The 23,713-nt window shown below is 75.1% G+C and carries 18 protein-coding genes; 11 read left to right on the plus strand and 7 right to left on the minus strand.

The window, feature by feature from the left end; genetic code table 11:
• Nucleotides 1-60 precede the first annotated feature (60 nt).
• Genes V1J52_RS00640 through V1J52_RS00650 form a run of 3 tightly spaced genes read left to right on the plus strand, consistent with a single transcriptional unit; the run spans nt 61 to nt 3,700 of the window.
• Nucleotides 61-1,002: an ABC transporter permease gene (locus tag V1J52_RS00640; RefSeq protein ID WP_330137512.1), complete on the plus strand. Its 942-nt coding sequence runs from the start codon at nt 61-63 to the stop codon at nt 1,000-1,002.
• Nucleotides 999-2,804: a dipeptide/oligopeptide/nickel ABC transporter permease/ATP-binding protein gene (locus tag V1J52_RS00645; RefSeq protein WP_330137513.1), complete on the plus strand. Its 1,806-nt coding sequence runs from the start codon at nt 999-1,001 to the stop codon at nt 2,802-2,804. The genes V1J52_RS00640 and V1J52_RS00645 overlap by 4 nt, the downstream gene beginning before the upstream one ends.
• On the plus strand, nt 2,801-3,700 hold the full coding sequence (locus tag V1J52_RS00650) for an ATP-binding cassette domain-containing protein (protein ID WP_330137514.1): 900 nt from the start codon (nt 2,801-2,803) through the stop codon (nt 3,698-3,700). The genes V1J52_RS00645 and V1J52_RS00650 overlap by 4 nt, the downstream gene beginning before the upstream one ends.
• Before the next feature lie 46 nt (nt 3,701-3,746).
• Here V1J52_RS00650 and V1J52_RS26080 read toward each other — a convergent pair whose 3' ends face one another.
• Nucleotides 3,747-4,268 carry a hypothetical protein gene (locus tag V1J52_RS26080; RefSeq protein WP_443075671.1) on the minus strand — a complete coding sequence of 174 codons (522 nt, stop codon included), beginning with the start codon at nt 4,266-4,268 and terminating at the stop codon, nt 3,747-3,749.
• A 196-nt stretch (nt 4,269-4,464) separates the two neighbouring features.
• Between V1J52_RS26080 and V1J52_RS00660 the strand changes: the two genes are divergently transcribed.
• Complete coding sequence (locus V1J52_RS00660; RefSeq protein WP_330137515.1) at nt 4,465-5,301, plus strand: helix-turn-helix domain-containing protein; 837 nt, start codon at nt 4,465-4,467, stop codon at nt 5,299-5,301.
• Nucleotides 5,289-5,498 carry a DUF397 domain-containing protein gene (locus V1J52_RS00665; protein WP_330137516.1) on the plus strand — a complete coding sequence of 70 codons (210 nt, stop codon included), beginning with the start codon at nt 5,289-5,291 and terminating at the stop codon, nt 5,496-5,498. Before V1J52_RS00660 ends, V1J52_RS00665 begins: the two co-directional genes overlap by 13 nt.
• A gap of 65 nt (nt 5,499-5,563) precedes the next feature.
• Here V1J52_RS00665 and V1J52_RS00670 read toward each other — a convergent pair whose 3' ends face one another.
• On the minus strand, nt 5,564-6,718 hold the full coding sequence (locus tag V1J52_RS00670) for an acyltransferase family protein (RefSeq protein ID WP_330137517.1): 1,155 nt from the start codon (nt 6,716-6,718) through the stop codon (nt 5,564-5,566).
• 208 nt (nt 6,719-6,926) lie between these two features.
• On the opposite strand from V1J52_RS00670, the gene tyrS reads away from it, so the two are divergent.
• Complete coding sequence (gene tyrS / locus V1J52_RS00675; RefSeq protein ID WP_330137518.1) at nt 6,927-8,195, plus strand: tyrosine--tRNA ligase; 1,269 nt, start codon at nt 6,927-6,929, stop codon at nt 8,193-8,195.
• A gap of 153 nt (nt 8,196-8,348) precedes the next feature.
• On the opposite strand, the gene V1J52_RS00680 is transcribed toward tyrS, so the two are convergent.
• From V1J52_RS00680 to V1J52_RS00690, 3 genes are all read right to left on the minus strand, one after another.
• Nucleotides 8,349-10,034 carry a glucuronyl esterase domain-containing protein gene (locus tag V1J52_RS00680; protein ID WP_330137519.1) on the minus strand — a complete coding sequence of 562 codons (1,686 nt, stop codon included), beginning with the start codon at nt 10,032-10,034 and terminating at the stop codon, nt 8,349-8,351.
• A gap of 775 nt (nt 10,035-10,809) precedes the next feature.
• Nucleotides 10,810-11,424 (minus strand): YdeI/OmpD-associated family protein, encoded by a 615-nt coding sequence (locus V1J52_RS00685; protein WP_330137520.1) that lies wholly within the window; start codon nt 11,422-11,424, stop codon nt 10,810-10,812.
• 112 nt (nt 11,425-11,536) lie between these two features.
• On the minus strand, nt 11,537-12,331 hold the full coding sequence (locus V1J52_RS00690; RefSeq protein WP_330137521.1) for a LysR substrate-binding domain-containing protein: 795 nt from the start codon (nt 12,329-12,331) through the stop codon (nt 11,537-11,539).
• A gap of 80 nt (nt 12,332-12,411) precedes the next feature.
• Between V1J52_RS00690 and V1J52_RS00695 the strand changes: the two genes are divergently transcribed.
• Complete coding sequence (locus V1J52_RS00695; protein ID WP_330137522.1) at nt 12,412-12,822, plus strand: DUF5997 family protein; 411 nt, start codon at nt 12,412-12,414, stop codon at nt 12,820-12,822.
• An 88-nt stretch (nt 12,823-12,910) separates the two neighbouring features.
• On the opposite strand, the gene V1J52_RS00700 is transcribed toward V1J52_RS00695, so the two are convergent.
• Both V1J52_RS00700 and V1J52_RS00705 read right to left on the minus strand, forming a co-directional pair.
• A complete protein-coding gene (locus V1J52_RS00700; protein WP_330137523.1) occupies nt 12,911-13,603 on the minus strand; it encodes an HAD family hydrolase in 693 nt (230 codons plus the stop codon).
• 153 nt (nt 13,604-13,756) lie between these two features.
• Nucleotides 13,757-14,761 carry a LuxR C-terminal-related transcriptional regulator gene (locus V1J52_RS00705; protein WP_330137524.1) on the minus strand — a complete coding sequence of 335 codons (1,005 nt, stop codon included), beginning with the start codon at nt 14,759-14,761 and terminating at the stop codon, nt 13,757-13,759.
• Nucleotides 14,762-15,383: 622 nt separating this feature from the next.
• Between V1J52_RS00705 and V1J52_RS00710 the strand changes: the two genes are divergently transcribed.
• The 4 genes from V1J52_RS00710 (at nt 15,384) to V1J52_RS00725 (ending at nt 23,713) form a co-directional block, all read left to right on the plus strand.
• Entirely contained in the window at nt 15,384-17,498 is a 2,115-nt protein-coding gene (locus V1J52_RS00710; protein WP_330137525.1) for a BTAD domain-containing putative transcriptional regulator, read from the plus strand.
• Between the two features lie 203 nt (nt 17,499-17,701).
• Entirely contained in the window at nt 17,702-19,978 is a 2,277-nt protein-coding gene (locus V1J52_RS00715; RefSeq protein WP_330137526.1) for a TOMM precursor leader peptide-binding protein, read from the plus strand.
• On the plus strand, nt 19,968-21,938 hold the full coding sequence (locus V1J52_RS00720; protein ID WP_330137527.1) for a TOMM precursor leader peptide-binding protein: 1,971 nt from the start codon (nt 19,968-19,970) through the stop codon (nt 21,936-21,938). Before V1J52_RS00715 ends, V1J52_RS00720 begins: the two co-directional genes overlap by 11 nt.
• Before the next feature lie 68 nt (nt 21,939-22,006).
• A complete protein-coding gene (locus V1J52_RS00725; protein WP_330137528.1) occupies nt 22,007-23,713 on the plus strand; it encodes a nitroreductase family protein in 1,707 nt (568 codons plus the stop codon).

Genomic DNA, 23,713 nt, shown 5'->3' on the forward strand with positions numbered 1-23,713 from the left:
GGCCGCGCCGGGGCGGGCCACACGGCCCGCCCCGGCGCCCGGTCACGGATACCGAGTGCCATGCTGAACTTCATCGCCCGCAGGATCACGTCGGGGGCCCTGCTCCTGGTCGTCGTCTCCTTCCTCTCCTACCAGCTGCTGTCGATCCCCGACACGGACATCGGCCGCCAGCTCCTCGGCCAGGGCGCCGACCAGGCGGCCGTCGACGCCAAGAACGCCTCCCTCGGCCTGGACCGGCCGGTCTTGACGCAGTACGCCGACTGGCTGAGCCACGCCGTCCGCGGCGACCTGGGCACCTCCTGGTTCACCAGCGAGGACGTCGGCCAGGCCGTCGCGGGACGGCTGCCGGTCACCGCGAGCCTGATGCTGGGCGTCACGCTCGTCACCACCGTCGTGTCATTCCTGCTCGGCGTCTGGGCGGGGGTCCGGCGCGGCGCCGCCGACCGCTTCGTGCAGGTCCTGGGCGTCGTGGGCTACGCCCTCCCCGGCTTCCTGGTGACCCTGGTCGTCGTGCTGGTCTTCGCGGTCGAGCTGAACTGGTTCCCGGCCATCGGGTACACCCCGTTCACCACGTCGCCCGGCGGCTGGCTGTCCACCATCACGCTGCCGGTCCTGTCCCTGTCGGTGGCCTCCGTGGCCGGCGTCTCCCAGCAGGTGCGCGGCGCCGTGATCGACGTGCTGCGCCAGGACTACGTCCGCACCCTGCGCGCCCGCGGCCTGCCGTCCTCCTCGATCGTGCTCCGGCACGTCCTGCGCAACGCCTCGGCGCCCGCGCTCTCCGTCCTCGGCATGCAGTTCGTGGGCCTGCTCGGCGGCGCCGTGATCGTGGAGCAGATCTTCGGCCTCCCCGGCATCGGCAGCATGACCGTCACCTACACCGTCCGCGGCGACATCCCCGTGATCATGGCCCTGGTCATGCTCACCGTGGTCGGTGTCGTCCTGATCAACCTCCTGGTCGACATCGTGATCGCCTGGCTCAACCCGAAGGTGAGGACCTCATGACCGAGAGCCTCCCGGCCGACGCGCCCGCCACCCGCCGCGGTGTGCTCGGGCCGCTCCTGCGCAACCCCCTCGGCGCGGTCTCCGCCGCCGTCCTGCTGCTCCTGGTCACCGCCGTCGTCCTGGCGCCCCTGCTCGCACCGCAGGACCCCGGCGCCGCCTCACTCGGCGACGCCTTCGCCGCCCCGGGCGGCGCACACCCGCTGGGCACGGACTCCGCGGGCCGCGACGTCCTCTCCCGCATCCTCCACGGCGGCCGCAGCACCCTCGGCGGAGCGCTGATCGCCCTGGCGATCGCCTGCGCCCTCGGCGTGCCCTCCGGCCTGTACGCGGGCTACCGCGGCGGCTGGTTCGACTCCGCCGCCAACTGGGCCGTCAACCTCGTCATGGCCCTGCCCGCCATGGTCGTGCTGCTCGCCTCCCGGGCCGTGCTCGGTCCCAACGTCTGGGCCCTGATGGTCGTGCTCGGCGTGCTCGCGGCACCGAGCTTCTTCCGGCTGGTCCGCGGCATCGTCACGGGCGTACGCGGCGAGCTGTACATCGACGCGGCGAAGGTGTCGGGACTGTCCGACCTGCGCATCGTCGCCCGGCACGTCCTGATCGTGGTGCGCGGCCCCGTCATCATCCAGGTGGCCCTCGTCGCCGGGATCGCCATCAGCCTCCAGGCCGGTCTGGAGTTCCTCGGCATCGGCAGCGGCTCGGGCGCGACCTGGGGCGCGATGCTCAACGAGGCGTTCCAGAACATCCAGCGCGCGCCGCTGCTGATGCTGTGGCCGGGCCTCGCCCTCGGCCTCACCAACGGCGCCCTCGTCCTGCTCGCCGGGGCCCTGCGCGACAGCCTGGAGGAGCGCACCGGACCGGCGGCCGCCCCGCGCCGGGCCCGGCGCCCCGGCACCGGCACGGCACTGGAGGCCGCCGCCACCGCCCCGGCTGCCGCCGCCTCCGCCGCCGCCGGTTCCGCCGACCGCTCGGCGCTGCTCTCGGTGCGCGGCCTCACCGTCGCGTACGCGCGGCCCGACGGCACCGAGAAGGAGGTCGTGCACGGCGTCGACCTCGACGTGCACGCCGGTGAGATCGTGGGCCTGGTCGGCGAGTCCGGTTCCGGGAAGACGCAGACCGCCTTCTCCGTGCTCGGCATCCTCCCCGAGGGCGGACGCGTCAGCGGCGGCAGCATCACCATCCGGGGGCAGGAGACCGCCGGCGGCCCCGAACGCGCCCACCGCGCCCTGCGAGGCGGCACCGTGGCCTACGTCCCGCAGGAACCCATGAGCAACCTCGACCCCTCCTTCACCATCGGCAGCCAGCTCACGGAACCCATGCGCCACGTCCTCGGCATCTCCCGCGAGGAAGCGGTCCGCCGCGCCACCGAGCTGCTGGACCAGGTGGAGATCCCGCACCCCGGGCGCGTGATGCGCCGCTACCCCCACGAGATCTCGGGCGGCATGGCACAGCGCGTCCTCATCGCCGGCGCGATGTCCTGCGACCCCGCGCTCCTCATCGCCGACGAACCCACCACCGCCCTCGACGTACGCGTCCAGGCGGAGGTGCTCGACCTGCTGCGCCGCCTCCAGCGGGAGCGCGGCCTCGGCGTGCTCATGGTCACCCACAACCTCGGCGTCGTCGCGGACCTGTGCGACCGCGTCGCCGTCATGAGCGCCGGACGTGTCGTGGAGACCGGCAGCACCGAGGAGATCCTCCGCACACCCCGCGTCCCCTACACGCAAACCCTGCTCGACGCCGTCCTCGACGAGGCGCCGGTCCGTGCCCCCTGGCAGCCGCGAGAGGTGAGGAGCACCCCCGCATGACCCCCACCGAAGCCACCGCCCCCGCCGAAGCCACCGTCCCCGCCGGGGACGCCCTGCTGCGCGTGCGGGACCTGCGCGTCTCCTTCCCCGGCCGGGGCCTGCGCGCACCGCACACCGAGGTGCTGAGGGGCGTCTCCCTCGACATCCGGCAGGGCGAGACCCTCGGCCTGGTCGGCGAGTCCGGCTCGGGGAAGACCACCATCGGCCGCGCGGTCCTCGGGCTCGTCCCCGCCCGGTCGGGCACCATCACCTTCGCCGGTGAGCGCATCGACGGGGCCGCACCCGCCCGCCGCCGCGCGCTGAGCCGCGACCTCCAGGTCGTCTTCCAGGACCCCTACAGCTCCCTGAACCCCTCCCTCACCGTCGGCGACACCCTCGCCGAACCCCTGCTCGGGCACGGCATCGGTGCCCGGGAGGCACGCGGGAGGGTCGGCGGACTGCTGGAGCGCGTGCACCTGCCCGCCGACGCCGCGTCCCGGCTGCCCCGCGAGTTCTCCGGCGGCCAGCGCCAACGCGTCGCCATCGCCCGTGCGCTGGCGCTGCGCCCCCGCCTCGTCATCTGCGACGAACCCGTGTCCGCCCTCGACCTCACCACGCAGCGGACCGTCCTGGACCTCCTCCTGGAGATCCAGGAGGAGACCGGGGTGGCCTACCTCTTCGTCACCCACGACCTGTCGGTCGTCCGGTTCATGAGCCACCGGGTGGCGGTGATCCGGCACGGGAGCCTCGTCGAGGCGGGCGACGCCCGCACCGTCACCACCGAGCCGCGGCACCCCTACACCCGGGCCCTGATGCTCTCCGCCCCCGTAGCGGACGTGGCCGAGCAGCGCCGCCGCCGGGAGACCGCGCGGCGCCTCCAGGAACACACCGCGCCGCCGACGGACAGCCGGGGATGAAACCCTGGGGCGCGGGCGCCCGCACCCCGGCGGTGCGGTGGCACGGTCACCGGGTGTTCCGGCGGCTCCAGGCGTTGGCCTCGGCGACCAGGGCGCTCAGCAGCTCGTCCTGGTCAAGCCTCCGGACGCGGCCCGGGTCCGCCTCCCAGCTGGCGCCACCACCGAGCGGCTGCACCTTGAGATAGGGCCCGCTGTACCCGGTGACCCGGCCGACGCGGTCCAGGGCCGTGTCGCGGACGGCCGCTCCCACCGTCGCCGTTCCGCCGCATTCCTCCGCCATGCGCGCGACCCCGGTCCGGACGACGTCCGCGAGCATGAGCGCCACGGGCGCCGAACACACCCCGAGGTGGAGGAGCGCGTACGGCGTCCTGCCCCCGCGGTCGTCCGGCCAGGGCGTGCGGACGGCCATCGCGGGGAGCTGGATACCGGCCCGGCTGAGGGCGGCGGCCAGGGCTTCACGGGCGTCGTGGGCCTCCCTGATCTTCGGCGTCAGGCGGGGCGCGCTGTCAGCGGTGGCGGCGTCGCGGGCCGCCGCCGGGGCGTCCGGGCGGGGCGGGGTGGGCGTCATCAGCATCCTTCTCGGTCCGGTCCTGCGGAATCCCTCACCCGGCTGCGCAGCGCGGACTACGCTGCGTAGCGCGGGTGTGACGAGAATGCGCCCGAACGCGGACGGCCGTGCCGTGGACGGGGAGGTGCTTCCCCGCGGCGGGAAGGTCGTTCCACACCTTCCACACCGTTCACGCGCACCTCCCGGAGGGAGCGGCATGCCGCAGCGACGCGCCGTCACCGGCCGCAGCCAGGAACCACGCCAGCGGTTCGCCGAGGAGTTGCGTACGCTGCGCGTGTCCGGCGGGACGAGCCTGCGGCAGCTCGGTGAACGGCTGGGCTGGGACTGGTCGTTGTTCGGCAAGATGGAGAAGGGCGAGACCCTGGGGAGCCCGGAGGTCGTCCAGGCCCTGGACACGTACTACGGCACCCCCGGGCTGCTGCTCGCGCTGTGGGAGCTGGCCGCCGGTGACCACACGCAGTTCCGCGAGCAGTACCGGCGCTACATGGCGCTGGAGTCGAAGGCGGTGAGCCTGTGGCACTTCGCGGTGAGCGTGCTCCCGGGACTGTTGCAGACGCCGGGGTACGCCCGTGAGGTCCTGGCGGCCGGTGGACTGCGGGGCAGGGAGCTGGACCAGCAGGTCGAGGCCCGGATGAGCCGCCGCGCCCTGCTGGAGGGCGAGGACGCCCCACCCTTCCGGACGATCCTGTCGGAAGCGGTCCTCCGGACGCCGTTGCGGGACGCGGGGGAGTGGCGGTCGCAGTTGGAGTACCTCACCAAGATGACGGAACAGCCGAACATCGTGGTCCAGGTGCTTCCGTTCAGCGCTGGCCCGTACGGGCTTGACAGCACTGACGTGTGGTTCCTCCGGCTGCCGGATGCCCGTACGGTGGCCTACACGGAGAACGCGTACCGGGGGGAACTGATCCGGGAGAACGCGGCAGTTGAGAAGCTCCAGGGCGCCTACGATGCTGTGCGTGACCTGGCGTTCTCCCCAGCCGAGTCCCGGAAGACCGTCCTGCGCATGTTGGAGGAAGCACCGTGCGAACCATAGATGCGAGCGCCCTGACATGGCGCAAGAGTTCCCACAGCAATTCGGACGGTGGCGCGTGCGTTGAGGTCTGTGACGACTTCGGCGCTGTCGTTCCGGTGCGGGACAGCAAGGTCGCCCAGGGGGCGGTGCTCGTGTTTCCGGCTGGTGGCTGGTCCTCGTTCGTGGCGGCGGTCAGGAGCGGCCGTCTGAGCGGCTGACGCCGTACGGCGACGGCCCCGGCGGTACACCCGCCGCGGGAGCCGTCGCCGCGTGCGCGGCCCGGCTACTTCCGGGCGGCGGTGGGCTGGGGGCTGTCACCGGCGAGTGAGGCGACGAGCTGCCGGTCCTCCGGAGCGGGGGCCCCGGCGACCGGAGCGGGCGCGGCGGGCCGTCCGGCGGTGCCGGGCGTGTCCCGGAAGAGCCAGGGCAGCCGGGGCTGGACGAGCGGCCGGGTCAGCCGCCGCACGGGCGCCGAGCCGAGGACGACGGAGAGCGCGACGGCCAGCACCACGACGAGGGCCTGTTCGTACCAGGGGCCCACCCAGTCCATGCCCCACCAGCGCAGCACCGGGCGCAGCACCAGCGGATGCAGCAGGTAGATGTACAGGCCACCGGCGCCCAGGTAGGTGATCAGCGGGATGCGGCCGCGGGGCACGAGCCGGATGAAGCTGAGCGCGATGACCGTGCCGCACAGCAGCACGCCGCCACGGATCGCCCAGTCCCACGGCACGGGCAGTCCGTAGGTGTCGTCGTACGGACTGCTCATGCGCAGCCAGCTGAACGGCACGTCGTGCCGGACGAACCACGCCACGACGAAGGTGACGGCGAGCACGGCCAGCGCCGCGTACCGGCTCCAGGCGGCACGCAGCACGTCGGCGTAGGCACCCTGCCCCAGCTTCCAGCCGAGGACGAAGAAGGGCAGGAAGCAGAAGGTCCGGGAGAGGGAGAGGGCCGGTCCGAAGTCGGACACGTAGCCGACGGCCAGGGCCGCCACCACGGAGGTGGCCAGCGGGTACCGCAGCTGGGCCAGATAGGGCAGTCCCATCCGCCAGAAGAGCAGCGACAGCAGGAACCACAGTGCCCAGGGCGGGTTGACGATCTGGATCGTCCAGTCCCCGTAGAAGTGGCGCTGCTCCAGCGTGTGCAGGAGCCCGATGGCCAGATAGGGCACCAGGATCGACTCGACCAGCCGCCGCGCCTCCCTGGGGGTGAGCGAGTCGGCCCGGCTGAAGTACCCGGCGACCATCACGAACACCGGGACGCGCAGCGCCCACGTGGCGATCTGCAGCCAGCGCAGCCCGTCCCGGTCCGTGATCGAGTCCGTCATGTGCCCGAAGACGACCAGGGTTCCGGATATGTACCGGATGTTGTCCCAGTGCGGGTCCCGGCTTCTCTTCCGGGCGTGGCGGCGCGTCGAGGGGAACAGTCGTCTCTGCATGCCTGTAGGACGCACCACGCCTGCCTCGGGATGTGGGGGTGCAAGTGACGCGGACATGAAATCTGGCCGACCACCGCGTGTCCGCCCGCCCCGTCCGGCCCGGCTCCCAGGCTCCCGGGGGCGGCCGCTGAGCAGCGGCGTCACCGGGACGGGCGGAGCATTAGACTGGCCGCCGACCGACAGACGCGACCCGAGGAGACACGGAACCGTGACGGCCATCGTCGAGGAGCTCAGGTGGCGCGGGCTGATCGCCCAGTCCACCGACGAGGACGCATTGCGCAAGGCTCTCGCGGACGGCCCCGTCACGTTCTATTGCGGCTTCGACCCGACCGCGGCCAGCCTGCACGTCGGCCACCTGGTGCAGGTGCTCACCGTCCGGCGGCTGCAGCAGGCCGGGCACCGGCCGCTGGCGCTGGTGGGCGGCGCGACGGGGCACATCGGTGACCCCCGGCCGACGGCCGAGCGCACCCTGAACGACTCGGAGACCATCGCCCAGTGGGTGGCCCGGCTGCGTGCGCAGATCGAGCCGTTCCTCTCCTTCGAGGGCGACAACGCGGCGACCATGGTCAACAACCTGGACTGGACCGGCGGCCTGACCGTGATCGGCTTCCTGCGGGACGTCGGCAAGCACTTCCGGGTGAACAAGATGCTCACCAAGGAATCGGTCGCCCAGCGCCTCGCGTCCGACCAGGGCATCAGCTACACGGAGTTCAGCTACCAGCTCCTCCAGGCCATGGACTTCCTGGAGCTGTACCGGCGCTACGGCTGCACCCTCCAGACGGGCGGCAGCGACCAGTGGGGCAACCTCACGGCCGGTCTGGACCTGATCCACCGCCTGGAGCCGCAGGCCGGGGTGCACGCGCTCGCGACGCCGCTGATGACGAAGGCGGACGGCACCAAGTTCGGCAAGACGGAGACCGGCACGCTCTGGCTCGACCCCGAGATGACCACGCCGTACGCGTTCTACCAGTTCTGGCTGAACACGGACGACCGGGACGTCTCGCGGTACCTGCGCATCCTGTCCTTCAAGTCCCGCGAGGAACTGGAGGAGCTGGAGAGGACGACCGAGGAGCGGCCGCAGGCCCGTACCGCGCAGCGCGCGCTCGCCGAGGAGCTGACCACGCTGGTGCACGGCGCCGACCAGTGCGCCGCCGTGATCGCCGCCTCGAGGGCGCTGTTCGGCCAGGGCGAGCTGGCCGCGCTGGACGAGGCGACACTGGCCGCCGCGGTCTCCGAGCTTCCGCACGCCCGGGTGAGCGGACTCGGCCAGATCACCGATCTGTTCGCGGAGGTCGGCCTGGTGGCGAGCAAGTCGGCCGCCCGCCGCACCGTGAAGGAGGGCGGCGCCTACGTGAACAACGTGAAGGTGACCGCCGAGGACGAGGTGGCCACGGCCGACCAGCTCCTGCACGGACGCTGGCTGGTGCTGCGCAGGGGCAAGAGGAACCTGGCGGCGGTCGAGGTCGCCGGAGCCTGACGCCCGTCGCCGGAGCCTGACGCCCCCTGGGGGCGGAAGCCCGCCGGGCGCCGGACGACCCGCCGCACGGCCGGGTGGTGACGGCCGTGCGGCGGGCGGAGCCCCGGTGGGTGCTGCGGGCCCGTGGCGGGCCCGTGCGCGGGGGTGGACGGGTCAGGGGCTGGTGCAGGTGAGGTTGCCGGGGGCCGTCGAGGAACTGCCGGTGGCGACGAAGCCGAAGGTGACGGTTCCCCCGGGTGCGAGGGTGCCGTTCCAGGGGCCGTTGCGCACTGTGACCGACCCGCTGGTTCCGGAGTTCTCGCCGTTCCAGAGGTTGCTGATGGTCTGGCCGGGGGCGAGCGTCATGCCGACGCTCCATCCGTTCAGCGCGCTGGTCCTGCTGTTGCGGACCGTCACCTCGCCCTGGAAGCCGTCGGCCCAGGTGTTGACCGCGCGGTAGTTCGCGGTGCACGCGTCGCCGTCCGTACCCCCGGTGGTGCTTCCGGTGCTTCCGGTGCTGCCGCCGTTGGCACCGCCCGTGTCACCGCCCGTGTCGCCGCCCGTGTCGCCCCCGGTGGTCCCGCCGGTGGTCCCGGGGCCGGTGAGGGTCGGCGTCTGCCAGTTCCGCCACTCGGCGAGGCTGGCGGACTTGCTGCTGGCGATCCGGAACACGCCGGGGCTGCTGTCCGACTTCAGCAGGAACTTCCGGATGTTCTGCTGGAGCGGGGTGCGCCATTCGGACCGGACGGCGCAGTGGCTGCCGTCCTGGACGTCGGACCAGTAGCTGATGTCGCTCCCGGCGCCGAGCGCCTTGTAGACCTCCGCGCCGCCCAGGGCGGCCACGGCCCCGGACCGGGCCCCCAGCCAGTCGACGTGCGGGTTGTCCATGATGAACAGTCCGCGCGGCGCGATCATGCCCACGATCTCGTGCGTGTCCACCGGCAGGGAGTTCGGGCTGCCCGTGAAGGAACCGAACGCGTCGCCGAGCCACGGCTGCTCGGAGTAGGTGCTGCTCAGCGGCTGGGCGCCGCTCTCCCTGGCGATCGAGCGGAAGGCCCCGACGCCGCCGCTGCCCGACTCGATCGGCATGGTGAGCGCGATGCGCTGGTCGAACGCGCCGGCGACGAAGGCGCCCTTGCCGTAGCGGGAGCATCCCGTGACGCCCGTCGCGTCGGCCTTCAGCGTGCTGCCGCCGGACTGCTCGATGACGTCGATGATCCGGCTCACGCCCCACGCCCAGGCCGCGAGCAGCCCCGTGCGGCTCTGGGAGCCGTAGACGCTGTAGAACGCGCCCTGCTTGTTGCTGCGCTGGGTGCCCTCGCGTCCGACGGTGAAGGGGTCGTAGCTGATGACGGCGGCGCCGGACGCCTTGATGGTGGCGGTGTCGGCTCCGAATCCGCCGAAGACGATGACGGCGGGGAAGGGGCCTGAGCCGCTCGGCAGTTCGACGTTCGCGGAGAAACTGGCGCTCCTGCCCTGGTGGTTCACGTTCACCGTGACACCGGTCCGCGAGACCGTCCCCGTGACGCTCGCCGGTTTCCCGGGCTTCTCGCCGTAGACCGACCGCTCCGCCAGCTTCCTGATCTCCGCCCGCCGGCACCGCCAGTCGGACGTGGAGGTGACGCGCGTGCCGTCGAGCTTCCGGAAGGGGTCGGGGAGCGTGGAGGTGGCGGGCGGGCCTCCCTGGCCGGGGACCGGGCAGTCCGCGCCGTCGTCCTCGGTGAAGGGCGTCACCTGTGCGGCGGTTCCGAGGCCGCTGACGGTGCCCGCCTGGGTGCCGAGGGCGGTGGCTGTCAGGCTTGCCACGGCCACGAAGACCGCGGCGGCCCACATCCGGGGCTGATGTCGGTGCATGCGCATGGGGGACCTCCAGAGGGAAGCACGCAGCGGGCGGCGCGCGGAACGCGCGCCACCGAGAAAGCGTGGGAGCGCTCCCAGGCTAGGAAGAGGCCGAGGGCGTGACAACAAGCGGGACGCGGGTGGTTCAAGTTGGCCGTTATCACGCCCCCTGCCAGCACGTACGGCACCTGTCGTCACGTCGGGCCGCGCCGTGCGGGGTCAGTGCCGGAACCGCTCCCGGGGCCCCTCCCGGGGCTCCGCGCCCGCGTCCGCCCGAACCGGGAGGCGTCCGCCCGTGAACGTCCGGGGCCGTCGTGGAGCTGTGCGGGCCTGCCATGGCGCCGTCCGTGGCGGTGTCCACGGGGCGCACGCGGATGGGGGGACGCAACACCCCGCACCCCGTGGAGGTGTCGTGGAAGCACTGCGGGAGGACGGACCGGGACGGCCGGGCCCTACGGGTAGCTGGAGCGTCCGGGCAGTGGTGGGAGGCGGCGGGCCTCCCCCCGCCGCTGCCACCGTGGCCGGTCCGCCACCGTGGAAGAGGTCCGCACGGATTCGGCCACGCAGGCGCGGTTCTGCCTCCGTCCGTCCGCGAGGCCGGTGCCGGGCCCGCGTGCCGGGGCCGGGGCTGCCACGCGGACCGGGTGGTCCTTCGCCGACCGGCCGCGGCGGTCCACCGGGCGGGCGTCCGCGCGGGGTGTGGGGTCAGCGACTCGCGTAGGGGGCAGGAGGGCACAGAGTTTCGGGAGCAGTTCCGCTCAACAGCGTGGTCTTGTCCGTTCCGGCGGACGCCCAGTCACGACGTCGGCGGGTCCACCGGCTTGGCTCGCTGCGGGTGGACCGTCTCGTGCCGGGCCAGCATCGCCACGCACTCGGCGATCTTCCGGGTGCGCGTCTCGGCCCGCTTGGCGGCATTGACCCGGATGATGAGGGCGAAGCGGTTGGTCTTGGTGAGCACCTCGAACATCGCCTGCGCCGCTGGATCGGCGGCGATCGCGGCTCGCAGGTCGGCCGGCACCTCCGCTTCCGATGACGGCGCGTAGGCGGCCGTCCACCGCCCGTCGGCCTTCGCGGCGTCCACCGCGGCGCGGCCGGCGGGCAGCATCAGGCCGGCCGCCTCCAACCGGGCCACGTTGGCGACGTTGCGCTGGGACCAGACGCTGCGGGGCCGGCGCGGGGTGAACCGCCTCCAGGAACTCCCCTCGTCGCGCTTGCGGGCCTGCCCGTCGATCCAGCCGAAGCACAGTGCCTCGTCGACCGCCTGCTGCCAGGTCAGCGTGGTGACGGAGCCGCCCTTCCTGGTCAGAGCGAGCCACACGCCAGGAGAGGCGGTGTGGTTGTCCAGCAGCCACGCGCGCAGTGCCGCGCCGTCAGCAACGATCAACTCGTCCAGCTCGGTTCCGGTCACCACGGCAGGTTAGTGCCGCAACCCGGTGCTGCGGTCTTCCGGGGTGACGCGTTGAGGTCGGCGACGTCCGCACCGGCTCCGCGCCGAAGGCGCCCGCGCCGGAGCCGGGGGCGGGCTACGAGCGGCGGCGCCGGGTGCCGCGCCCGGTGCCGCGCCGGCCGGGGGAGCCGCCGCGCGGGTTCCTGTCCGTGGAACGGTTGCCCGACGGCTTGCCGCGCCGGGTGCTGCCGCCGGCGCGGGAGCGCGTCTCCTGCGGCTGCTCCTGGGCGGCCGGGCGGCGGCCCCGCGTGCTGTTGACGGTCCGGCCGCGGACGATGCCGATGAAGTCCTCCACCCAGTCCGTGGTCCGGTCCTGCGGCCAGGACAGGGCGACGCCGGACTGCGGGGCGTCGGTCACCGTCCGGTAGGTGAGGTCCCTGCGGTGGTGCAGGCGGGCCAGCGACTGCGGCACGACGAGCAGGCCGACGCCCGCCGCCACCAGCTCGACGGCGTCCCCCGTCGTGGCCGGGCGGTCCCGCGCGGGGAGCCCGGGGCGCTGTTCCCAGGTGAGCGTGTCGTCCAGGGGATGCAGGACGACCTCGTCGGCCAGCTCGTCGGCCGAGACCTCGTCCGCCGCCGTCACGACGTGGTCCTTCGGCACCACGACCACCGTGGTCTCGGTGTACAGGGGGATGGCGCTGAGCACCGTCCGGTCGACGGGCAGCCGCAGCAGGGCCGCGTCGGCGTCACCGCGCAGCAGGACGCCGGACGCGTCGGCGGCGGCGACGTCGCGCAGGTGCAGCGGCACCCCGGGCAGGCGTTCGTGCCAGATCCGCACCCACTTGCCCGGGATCACGCCCGGGACGTACGCGAGCCGGAACGCGGCCGGCGGGCCGGGGGGCGGGGGAGGGGCTGCTTGCGGGCCTGTCACCAGGCCAGGCTACGGGCCCGCCGCCGGGCCGGGCCACCGGCGTGGTCGGGACCTGGGCGGACACTCGATATCCTGGCCCCATGACGGCGCACCGGAACACCCAGACCATGAAGCCCGCGACCGCGGCGAAGAAGCTGGGTGTGTACCTCGAAGCCACCCCCGCCGCGTTCCAGGAGGGCGTCGTCTCCCGCGAGGAGCTGAACGCGCTCCAGGCCGACCCGCCCGAGTGGCTGCGGGAGCTGCGGCGCGACGGCCCGCACCCGCGTCCGGTGGTGGCGGCGAAGCTGGGCGTGTCCATCTCGGGGCTGACGCGCGGCGGGGTCACCGAGCCGCTCACCACGGAGCAGATCGACGAGCTGAAGCAGGAGAACCCGGGGTGGCTGCGCAAGGAGCGCGCCACGCAGGCCGAGGTCCGCAAGGAGGCCGTGCGCCTCAAGGAGAAGCAGGCGCAGCAGCGGGAGGAACAGGGCGCGCGCCGCCCGCGCGGCTGACGCCGGACCGGTGCGGGGCGGCCACCGCCCGTAGGCCCGGCGGACGGGACGGCGCCCGGAGGGGACGGCGCCCGGGCCGGGCCGCCGGTCAGGACCGGGGGCGGGCCAGGGGGCTGGTGTCGAGCCGGTCGAGCAGTTCGGCCGGTCCCGCGTACACGCGGACGGCGCCCGCCGCTTCGAGGTCCGCCCGGGGCACGCCGCCGGAGAGCACGCCCACGGCGGGCACACCGGCGTCCCCGCAGGCCCGCATGTCCCAGACCGTGTCGCCGACGAACACCGCCCGTTCCGGGGCGACGCCGGCCAGCCGCACCGCCTGCCGGACGAGGTCGGGGGCGGGTTTCGTGACGTCGACGTCGTCCCCGCTGGCGGCGTCGTGGATCACCTCGTCCACGTCGAGCGCCGCCCGCATGGCGGCCAGCTCCGCACCGCTGGCGGAGCTGGCCAGGACCACCCGCCAGCCCGCGTCCGCCACCGCGCGCAGCAGTCCGGCGGCGCCGGGAAGCGGGGTGAGCGTGGGGAAGTACGTCGCGTACAGCACCGAGTGGGCCTGCCGGACCTGCTCGCCGACGAGCCGTTCGCCCTCGTCGCCGAGCAGGTGCCCGGGGAGCCGGTCCGCGCCCATGCCGACGGCGCGGTGGACGTCGGCCATGGGCACCGGGTGCCCGGCCTGCCGGAACGCCTCCCACCAGGCCACGACGTGCAGGTAGTTGGTGTCGACCAGCGTGCCGTCGACGTCGAACAGGGCCGCCCGCGGCGCGGGGTCAGCGGATTCCGTCCTCACCAGCTCAGGGACCTCTCATACGGTGACCGGGGTCGGCCGTACGGGGTTCCCCGGCGCCGTGCGCGCAAACCGCGCCGGCGCGTCCGGCCGGCGTCCGGTCCCGGGGCGCCGGTCACGCCGGAGCGCCCCGGGGCGGCCCGGGCCCGTCCCGGCTCACGCCGTTCTCGTCGACAGGTGTCCGCGCTGGACCGCGTGGACGCCGGCCTGGAAGCGGCTGCGGGCCGCGAGGTGGCCCATGAGGTCGGTGGCGATCCGGCGGGCGGTGCGCGGGGAGACGCCGAGACGGGTCGCTATGGCGGCGTCCGTGTGGCCCTGCGCCAGCAGCCGCAGCACCTCCACCTGCTGGCGGCTCAGTGACTGCTTCTGCCGCGACGCCACCGTGCCGAAGGGCTCCGCGCGGTCCCAGACGCTCTCGAACAGTGCCTCCAGCGCGGCGATGAGTCCCCGTCCGGAGACGACGAGCGCGCCCAGCGAGGAGTCCTGGTCGTCCACCGCCACCAGGGCGAGCCGGTGGTCGGCGATGATCATGCGAGTGCTCAGCGACGGTGCCGTGCGGATCTCGCCGCCCAGGGCGGTGAGCCGTTCGGCGTGCGTCACCGTCGGGGCGTGGTTGCGGATGCTGTCGAGGTAGATGGTGCGCATGCGCACGCCGCGTTCGAGCAGTTCCTGGTTGAGCGGGTAGGACGCCCGCATGTTCTCCTCGGTCTGGGCGCCCCCGGTGGCGAAGGTGAGGATCTCCTCCTTCACGTCCTCGTGCAGGCGGGCCAGGTAGTCACGGACGTGGTCCACGCCGTCCAGGTGGATGACCGGTGACTCACCCGGCAGCGGGTGGGCGTGGGCGAACTCCCCGACGAGCTGCGCCACCGCCGCGTGGCCTGCCTCGACCCGCTGCTGGTGGGCGGCGAGTTCGGCGCGCTGGCGGGCCAGCAGCGACTCCAGGCCGAGGCCGGGACTGACGACGTGCACCCGGTCCTGGGGGTCGCCGTCCGCCGCCGGGCGGACCAGGGACAGCTCCTGGAGCCGCTCGACGGCCTCGCGGACCTGCCCGGCGGTCAGCCCCAGCCGGGCCCGGTGCTCCTCCAGGGATGCCCGGGGCTGGCGGAGAAGGGCCCGGTACACCGTCTCCGCCACCGCGTTCAGTCCCAACTGGTCCAGCATTGTCTCCCCCATTGCCAGGACGCATGTCACCAAGAGCGTAACGGCCGTCACAGCGGTGACGGCTGTTCAATTCTCCGGAAGTGAGGGTCCGGTGAAAACCGCGTGCGAGCTGGTGCGCCGCGCGCGGGAGCCGGGCCGTCCCCGCCGTGGCCGGTTCCCGCGCGGGCGCCGTCCCGCGCGGCGGGCGCACCCGGGTGACGCGGGGGCGAAGCCGGGGGGTCGGCCTGGCGACGGCCCGGCGGCGGATCGTCAAGACGCCGGACGTGGGAGCGGTGGCCGGAAGGGGTCATGGCCGTTTCGGGCCATGGCTTCGTCCTTCACCGGGTCAGTCCGTCCGTACAAAACTCGCCATGACGTCGATCCGATCCACCCGATGAGGGGAAGGGGCTTCGGCAGATGGTCCACGCGCGTCACACGTCCTGGCTCGTTTGCGGGGTTCTGGTTCTGGGCGGGGCTGGGGTCCTCCCCCTGACGGTGGCCGCCACCGCCACCGCTGTCTCCGCCGGGGGCGGGGCCGCCGGGCCGTCGCACCCGGGCCCGCCGCTCCCGCAGTCCGACCGGCCCGGCCACGGCACCGACGACTTCGGCTGGCAGTAGCTCAGAGGGAGGGGGACGTAGCGGGGTGCGCTTTCAACTGCTGGGACCGCTGAGCATCACGGACGGGCACGACGTGGTGGTCCTGCCGCCTTCCAAACCGACGGCGCTGCTGGCCGCCCTCCTCATCCGTCCCGGCTCGGTGGTCTCCACCGGCCATCTGCGCGACGTCGTCTGGGGCGCGGACCAGCCGGCGACGGCCAAGGCGGCGTTGCAGAGCTGCGTCCTGCGGCTGCGGCGGATCTTCGCCAAGTACGGCATCGAGGACCAGGCCGTCGTCGCGGTCGCCGGGGGCTACAGCATCCAGGCCGACGCCGACACCCTGGACCTGCTCCAGTTCCGGCAGGTGGTCGCCCGCGCCGCCGCCGCGGGAGGCGAGGCGGAGCTGTACGGCCTGCGCACGGCGCTCACGCTGTGGCGGGGCCCGCTGCTCACGAACGTCCCCTCCGACGTGCTGCACCGCGACGAGGTGCCCCGGCTGGCCGAGGAGCGGCTGCGCGTGCTGGAGCGGGTCTGCGACATCGAACTGGAGCGCGGTCGCAGCCGGGAGGTCCTCGTCGACCTGTGGGAGGCTACGCGCGTATACCCCGAGCACGAGCGCTTCGCCGAGCAGCTCATGCTCGCGCTGTACCGGACGGGCCGGCAGACGGAGGCGCTGGCCGAGTACCACCGGGTGAAGCGGCACCTCCGGGACGAGCTGGGCGTCACCCCCCGGGCCGAACTCCAGCGGCTGGAACTGGCCATCCTGCGCGGCGACTACCTCGGGCCGCCCGACCCGGCGCCGCCCGCCCGGATCACCGCCCCCGCCGCCCCCGCCCCGCTCCCGGCCGCGGACCCGCCGCCGCCCCTGCCCGCCGCCGCACCCGCGGACGACTCCCCGCCCGCGTCCCCGGCGTCCATGGCGTCCCCGGCGTCCATGGCGTCCACGGCGTCCGCGGACCCCGGCCGCCCCGGGCGGCTCCCCGGCCCCGCCCGGAACGGGGACGCCCCCGGGGAGCCGCCCGGGGACCGCGCGCCCTCCTCCGGCCCGGAGCCCGGCCCGGAGCCTGGGCCGGTTCCCGCCGCCCCGCTGCCCGTCGTGCCCAGTTTCACCGGCCGCGCCGCCACCCTCGACGCCCTGGCGGCCCGGCTCACGGCCGGGCGGCCCGCGGGCCCGGCGGCCGGGGACGCCGCCCCGCCGCGCCCGGTCACCGTGGTCCTCTCGGGCGCACCCGGAGTCGGCAAGACGGCGCTGGCCCTGCACGTGGCGCACCTGGTCCGCGACCACTTCCCCGACGGCTGCGTGCTGCTGCCCATGACGCGGCCCGACGGCACCGCCCTCACCGGTGAGGAGGCCGCCGCCGAGCTGCGCCGCGCCCGGCCCGCGGCACCGGCGGACGGGCACGGCGCCCTCCTGCTCCTCGACGACGTCGTCCACCCCGACCAGGTGCGCCCGCTGCTGACCGCCCGTCCCGGTGCCGCCGCCGTCGTCACCAGCCGGATGGGGCTGGCCGCGCTCGTCGCCACCCACGGCGGCACGGTGCACCGGCTCGGCGCCCTCGAACCGGAGGAGTCGTACGCCCTGCTCACCGCCGTACTGGGCGCGGAACGCGTCGAAGCCGAGCCGGACGCGGCGCGGCTGCTCGCGTCCGTGTGCGGGCACTTCCCCCTCGCCCTGCGGATCGCCGCCGCCCGGCTGCTGACCAGGCCCCGGCTGCGGATCGCCGACTGCGCCGCGTGGCTGCGGCGCGGCCTGCCCGACCGGCTCGCCCTGGCCGACGACCCGCGGATGTCCGTCCCGCTGCTCCTGGACGGTGCGCTGCGCCGGCTGCCCCCGCCGCTGGCCGACGCGTACCTGCGGCTGGGCCCGGTGGCGCAGGGCCCGCTGACCGCGCACCGGGCCGCCGAGGCGCTCAAGGTCTCCGAGGAGAGCGCCGAGGAGGTGCTGGAACGGCTCCACGACGCCGGACTCCTGGAAGAGGGGCGGCCCGGGGCGTTCCGGATGCACGCACTGCTGCGGGCCCACGCCCGCCGGGCCGGTCCGCACCCGGCGGACCAGCCGCCCGGCCAGCCGCCGGACCACCCGCCGGCCGTTCTCGGCAGCCCGTCCCGGAACGGCACGCTCTCGCCGGACGGAAGCAGGTGGCCCGCCGCGCTGCCCTGACCCCGCCGCCGGGCGCCGCCACAGCCCCGGCGGCCCGGCGGCGGCACCGCCCACCGGGCACGGACCCGGCCACCACCCGAACCCGGCGGCCCCCCGGCCACGCCCCCCGGCCGCCCCGCGGCTCCCGCCCCGTACCCCGGACCGCACCGCCGCCCGTCCGACCCCGTCCCGACCAGCCCCCGACCCAGAGGTGGGAAGCACGCATGGCCACGACAGCGTACGAAGAGACAGCCGGGACCCGGCCCCGGGTCCGCCGGGACGTCCTGTTCACCGAGACGCCCACCGGCGTGATCTTCCACAACGCCGACGGCGGCTTCCAGCTCACCGCCAAGGCCGCCTACCGCTTCGCCACGCTCATGGTCCCGCACCTGGACGGCAGCAGATCCGTGGCCGACCTCTGCGCCGGTTTCGGGGACCAGCAGAAGGCCATGGTGGGCGCGCTGGTGAAGGCCCTCTACGAGCGCGGCTTCGCCCGCCCGGTGCCCGAGCCCGGCGCGGGCGCGGCGGCGACCGACCCGGCCGCCGCCGCCCGCTTCGCCGAGCAGATCGCCTACATCGACCACTACGCCGACGACGCGGACACCCGGTTCGCCCGCTTCCGCGGTACCCGCGTCGCCGTCCTCGGCGACGGCCCGGTCGCCCGCTGGTGCGTGCTGTCCCTGATCCGCAACGGCTGCGCGGCCGTCGCCGCCGCCCCCGGACGGGCACCGGGGCAGGCCGCTCCCGGGTGGCTTGAGGAGGCGGGCCGGGAAGCGGCCGAACTCACCGCCGAGGGCTGCCCCGTGGAGCTGACGGTGCTCCCGGGGACGCGGTCCGGCGCGGCGGCGGACGAGCCGCACGCGGGCTGGGAGGCGTACGGGGGGTACGACGTCGTCGTGGCCGCCTCGGGCCCCGCCGCTCCCGGCGCGGTGCTGCGGCTGCTGCGGCAGGGTGTCCCCGAAGGCCGCACCCTCTTGCCGGCCTGGACCTTCGGCGGACGCGCCGTCGTCGGTCCGGTGATGACGGACGGCGCGCCGGGCTGCTGGTCCTGCGCCGCGCTGCGCCTGGGCGCCGCCGGGCCGGACCCGGCCGCCGCGGACCTGTGGAGCGGGGTGGCCCTGGGCACCGGGACGCGGGGGCAGCAGCCCGCGGGACCGCTCGCCGCGATGCTCGGCAACCTCCTCGGATACGAGGTGTTCCGCCTGGTCACCGGCGCCCTGCCGGACGAGACGCGCGGGCGGCTGCTGATCCAGGACATGGCCTCCTTCGACGTCGCCTCCGAGCCGTTGCTGCCCCACCCGCGCTGCCCGTTCTGCACGCCGGACGCGACCGCCTCCGGCCCGGAAGCGGTCGACCTGGCGGCGGCCCCGGCGCGGCCCGCGTTCCTGCCGACGGTCGCCACGGCCCCCGACGACGAGGCCGCCGAGGGCCCCCTCGCGGAGCTGGAGCGCCGCTCGGCCCTCGTCCGCCCGCACGCCGGGGTCTTCTCCCGGTACGTGGACGAGCCCCTGACGCAGACGCCCCTGAAGGTGGGCGCCGTCGAACTGGGCCTGGGGCCGCGCGGCCCCCGCACGATCACGGCCTTCGACGTGCACCACACCGCCGGAGCCCGGCTGCGGGCGCTCAACGCCGCCGCCACCGTCTACGCCGAGCACGTCGTGCCCGCCGCGCCCGCCCCCGCCGGGACCTCCTTCACGGAACTCCTCGGCCGGCTGCCCACCGTGGACGCCGCCGCCCTGACGGTCGCCACCGGCGCGGGCGCCGACGGCGGCGTGCCCGGGACCTGGGCCCTGGCCACCTCCCTGCTCTCCAAGGAACAGGTGCTCGTCCCGGCCGCCGCGGTACGCCCGCTCGGCCCGGACAACGCGGACCGGCGCTTCGAGCCGGGCGGCGCCGGAGCGGGCGCGGGCGGCGGCCTCCCGGAGGCGGCCGCCGCAGGGCTGCTGTCGGCACTCGCCCACGACGCGCTCCAGCGGGCTGTCAGGGGCGCCGCGGGGGTGGTGACCATCCCGCCCGGCGGTTTCGGGGACGACCCTGAGATGACCTTCCTGCTGCGGTCCGCCGGGCACCTCGGCCTGGACGTCGAACTGCTCGACCTCGGCGAGCGGGCGCACACCGGGGTGTCCGTCGTCCTGGCCCGCAGCGCGGGCACGGGCGGCACCGCCCGCTGGGCCGTCGGCGCCGCCCTGGACGCCGCCGGGGCCGCCGTCGACGCCGTGCGGGACCTCCTCGGGGCGGAGCAGCTGGCCGCCGAGGGCGCCCAGGACGCGCCCGACGGCGGTGACCCGCTGCTGCGCGAACTCGACGCCGCGCTGGTCCCGGTGACGGGCACGGGCTGGAGCCCCGCCGGGACGGCGCCCGGCTGGACCGGTGTGCTGGACCGCCTCGCCGCCGGAGGCCGGGACGCGTTCGTCGTCCCCACCCACGCCGCGGACCTGCCCACCGCGGGCATCCACACCGTCCGCGTCCTGCTCACCCGGGCGGTCGCCGATGCCCGCTGACCAGCTCGCGCCCCCGGCCCCGGCCACGCCCCCGGCCGCCCGTGCGGAGACCTGCCGCCGGTTCGCGGAGGACGTGAGGGACGCCCTCGCGGACGTCCTCGGCACGGCGTCCGCGCCCGCCGTCGAGGCCGTCGCCCTCGGCGTCCGGGACGCCTACACCGCGCCCGCGCCACCGGCCGGCTCCGGACCCGGCGCGCCGCTGCGCGTCCACCTGTACGGGCAGCAGGTGCTGATCGGCCGCCGGACCGCCGAGGGCGGCGCGCTGTGCGGGACCTGCCTGGAACGCCGGTGGCAGGGCGTCCGCTCGGTGACCCTGCGCGAAGGGCTGGAGCGCGGCACGGGCACCCGCGAGGCGGGCCCCTGGCCGTACGCCACGCCGTTCGCCGCCACCGCCGTCGCCGCGCTGCTGGCGGACACCGCGGCCGCACCGGCCGGGCCCGCCGGTTCCGGCTCGCCCTGCCCGGAGGTGTGCCTGCTCGACCTGGAGACGATGACCGTCCGCCGGTACCCGCTGGTGCCCGACCCCGAGTGCCCGTCCTGCGGCAGGCCCGAGCCGGACACGGCCGAGGGCGCCGCCCTCACGCTGCGACCCGCGCCCAAGCACCGGCCCGGGGCCTTCCGGGTGCGCCCCCTGGACGCCTACGACCTGGCCGTCGACGCGTTCGCCAACCCGCACTGGGGCGCGCTGGGCCCGTCCGTCATCTGCGACGTCGCCTCCACCACGACCTCCGCCACCGTCGGCTGCTTCTCGACCCGCTCGGGCGAGTACCTGCGCGAGACGTTCTGGGGCGGCCACGCCGCGAGTTTCGCGGACAGCCTGCGCATCGGCGTCCTGGAAGGGCTCGAACGCTACGCCGGGATGCGCGCCCGCACCAGGGCCGCCCAGCTCGTCGTCTCCCTGGACGACCTCGGCCCGGACGCCGTCGACCCCCGGGAGACGGGGCTGTACTCCGAGGAGTTCCACCGGGCCAACCCGCGCGTGCGGCCCTTCACCCCGGACCGGGAGATCCCCTGGGTGTGGGGCTGGTCGCTGCGCGACGCGCGTCCGCGTCCCGTCCCCGAGGTCCTGGCCTACTACCACGCGCCCGGCCTGGAGAACCGGTTCGTGCAGGAGAGCAGCAACGGCTGCGCCTCGGGCGGCAGCCTGGAGGAGGCCGTCTACTTCGGGCTCATGGAGGTCGTCGAACGGGACGCCTTCCTCCTGGCCTGGTACGGGCGGATACCGCTGACCGAGATCGACCCGGCCAGCAGCACCCGCACGGCGACCCGCCACATGGTCGACCGGCTCGCCCTGTACGGCTACCGGGCTCGCTTCTTCGACACCCGGATCACCTTCCCCGTACCCGTCGTCACCGCCGTCGCCGAACGCTTCGACGGCGGGCTGGGACGCATGTGCTTCGGCGCGGGCGCCGGGCTCGACCCGGAGTCCGCGCTGGACTCCGCGCTGTGCGAGATCGCCACCGACGCCGTCAACCTCGTCGGCCGCACCCGCCGCGACGAGGCCGGGCTGCGCGCCATGGCCGAGGACTTCGACAAGGTCACCAGCCTGCACGACCACCCCCTCGTCTACGGCATCCCCCGGATGGGCGACCACGCCGACTTCCTGCTGCGGCAGCCGAAGCCGCGCCCCGCCGTGGACGTCGCCGCCCTGGCCTGGCCGGACGCCGACGGCACGCACGTGAGCGACGACCTGCGGACGGACCTGCTGCGCGCGGTGGGCGCCGTCACCGCCGCGGGCTTCGACGTGGTCGTCGTCGACCAGACCCTGCCCGAGCAGCGCGCCCTCGGCCTGCACACCGTGAAGGTCCTCGTCCCCGGGCTGGTCCCCATCGACTTCGGCTGGGCCCGGCAGCGCGCCCGGCACCTGCCCAGGACCCGCACCGCGCCGCGGCAGGCCGGGCTGCGCGCCCACGACCTGACCGCCGCCGACCTCAACCCCGCCCCGCACCCGTTCCCGTGACGCCCCCGCCAGCGACGGCCGCACCGCCGGCCACCTACGCACGACAGCCATCCGAGAGGGGACAGCCCATGGGATACGCCCACCGATACGCGGACGCCGTGATGCACCGCGGCCGGGTCCCGATGGAACCCGCCGACTTCGTACCCGACTGGGCCGACGCGCCGCGCCGGGGGAAGTTCTACCCGGGCGTGGAGTCCTTCGCCCTGCCGGACGGCGACCGGATCGCCGATCCACCGGTCGCCCGCGGCCTGCTCCCGGCGCCCGGCCACGACACGCGGCACGACGGACCGGAGGGCTTCACGCTGCCGCTGCTGTCGGCGATGCTCAAGGACTCCTACGGGCTGACCGGCCGCAGGCTGGGCATCCAGGCCAACAGCGACCTGTCCGGCCTGCCGTTCTACACCCACGCCAACTGGTCGCGCGGCACCGCGGGCGGCGGCGGGCTCTACCCCGTCTCCGTCTACTGGATCACCGGCCCCTCCGGGCCGCTCACCCCGGGCGTCCACTACTACGACGTCCAGCAGCACGCCGCGCAGCGGCTGCTGGCCGGAGACGTCTCGTCCCGCGTCCGCGCGGCGCTGGGGCCGGACGCCCCGCCCTGGGCGCGGGAGACCGACCAGTACCTCGTCCTGGGCGTCAAGTACTGGCAGAACGCCTTCAAGTACAACAGCTTCTCCTACCACGTCGTCTCCACCGACCTGGGCACCCTCGTGGCGACCTGGCGGATCTGGGCCGCCGCGCGCGGCCTGCGGGTCGCCCCGGTGCTGTGGTTCGACGAACCCCGGCTCGGCGAACTGCTCGGCCTCACCGGGCAGGAGGAGGCCCTCTTCGCCGTCGTCCCGCTGCCCTGGGGCGGGTCCGCGCCCCGCCCCGCCCCGCCCGGGCCGCAGGCCGCACCCGGGGGAAGCCCGCCGGCCGTCCGGCACCGGGACGTCGAGCGCTCCCGCACGGTGCTGACCTTCCCGACGGTGCTCGCCATGCACGAGGCGACCGTGGCGGGCGCCGCCGACCGCCCGGCCCCCGGCGCCCTGGCCGCGGCCGCCGCCCGCCCGGTGCCGCCGGGCGGGCAGCGCCTCACGCTGCCCGCGCCGCGCTTCCCGGACGAGGTGCCGGTGCGCTCCGCGCTGCGCGGCCGGCGCAGCAGCTTCGGCCGGTTCGACGCCGCCCGCCCCGTCACCGGCGGGCAGCTCGGGGCGGTCCTGGCGGCCTGCGCCGCCACCACCCTGGACAGCGACGCGAGCCCCGCGGGCACGACGACGGGCGGCGGCGCCGGCGGGACCGCCGCCACCGGGACCGCCGCGACGGGGGACACCTCACCGCCCCCGCCCGAGCGCCTGGCCGCGCTGTACGCCTTCGTGAACCACGTCGAGGGCATCGCGCCGGGCGCCTACGCGTACGACGCGGACGCGCACGAGCTGCGGCTCGTCGTCCCCGGCCCGCAGGGCGCGTTCCTCCAGGAGAACTACTTCCTGGCCAACTACAACCTGGAGCGCGCCGGGGCCGTCCTGGTGCCGACCGTCCGCACCACGGCCGTCCTGGACGCCGTGGGCGACCGGGGCTACCGGCTCGCGGTGGGCACGGCCGGAGCCGTCGCCCAGACCTTCTACGTGGCCGCCGCCGCGCTCGGCCTGGGCGCGGGGGTGGCCCTCGGCTTCGACAACATCTCCTTCGTCGAACGGCTCGGCCTGGGCGACGGCGACGAGGCCCCGCTGCTGATCATGCCGCTCGGCAACGAACGCCCCGGGCCGGCCGACTTCCGCCACGACATCGCCTGA

Source organism: Streptomyces solitudinis, from assembly GCF_036323765.1.
In the GTDB taxonomy this organism is placed as follows: Bacteria; Actinomycetota; Actinomycetes; order Streptomycetales; family Streptomycetaceae; genus Streptomyces.